The following is a 1159-nucleotide window of genomic DNA, read 5'->3' as shown; positions in this document are numbered from 1 at the left end:
AAATCTTTGATACCACAAAGCTGTTTGATATCGCATTAGGCGCAATGACAGATTTGCTTTTTCCACTGTTTCTCATCCTTATCACGTTGTTTGTGGCGGCGACGATTGGTGCTGCAGGGGTTGGGGGCATTAGCTTTTCTGCCGAAGCGGCAATGCCTAAGCTGTCTAAAATGAACCCTCTGAGCGGTTTAAAACGCATGGTGGGCATGCAAAGTTGGGTAGAGCTGATCAAATCGATCTTGAAAGTGGTGTTGGTGACAGGCGTTGCCATGTATTTGATCCAAGCGTCGCAAGCGGATTTGATCCAACTTAGCATGGATGTTTACCCGCAGAACATTTTCCACGCGCTGGATATTTTGCTCAACTTCATCTTGTTGATCAGCTGCTCGTTATTGATTGTTGTGGCCATCGATATACCGTTCCAGATTTGGCAGCACGCCGATCAGTTGAAGATGACCAAGCAAGAAGTGAAAGACGAATACGAAGAAACCGAAGGTAAGCCAGAGGTGAAAGGTCGTATTCGTATGCTGCAAAGGGAAGCGGCACAACGCCGGATGATGGCCGATGTGCCTCAAGCTGACGTTATTGTCACCAACCCGGAGCACTATTCAGTGGCGCTGCGTTATAAGCAGAAAACAGATCGTGCGCCAGTCGTGATAGCGAAAGGTACGGATCATATGGCGATGAAAATTCGAGAAGGGGCACGCGAGCACGACATTACGATTGTGCCTGCTCCACCACTTGCACGTGCGCTTTACCATACCACTGAGTTGGAACAAGAAATTCCTGACGGTCTGTTTACCGCGGTCGCGCAAGTGCTGGCGTTTGTGTTCCAGTTAAAACAGTACCGCAAACGTGGTGGTCAGCGACCGAAAATTCAAGATTATGACTTGCCAATCCCGCCGGAACATCGTCATTAATCGTGCAAAAAGCAAAATTAAGAAAAATATAAAACAATCAATGGATTGTGCTGTTATTTAGCTTTGAGTCATTATTTTGGCGTTGATTTTGGTACATAGATTGCTTAAGTCGACTAATTATCAACTATACCTAAACTTTTAGGCGAAAGTGGTCGCGTATAAACATTAGACATACGTATTAAAGTGCGTATTCGCGTGACGCTTCAATTCGATTGAGATACCTCGCAGTATGAAGTTAA

General features: G+C 45.6%; 1 protein-coding gene. It reads left to right on the top strand.

Annotated elements, in window-relative coordinates:
* The coding region (gene flhB, locus R7P67_RS25550) for a flagellar biosynthesis protein FlhB (RefSeq protein WP_318086415.1) at positions 1 to 920 on the top strand (920 nt) is incomplete at its 5' end.
* Between the last annotated feature and the right edge of the window lie 239 nt (positions 921 to 1159).

It is taken from the genome of Vibrio sp. Vb0937 (assembly GCF_033338855.1).
Note: the sequence above shows the minus strand (reverse complement) of the source record. Positions and strands in the feature narration are given on the sequence as shown.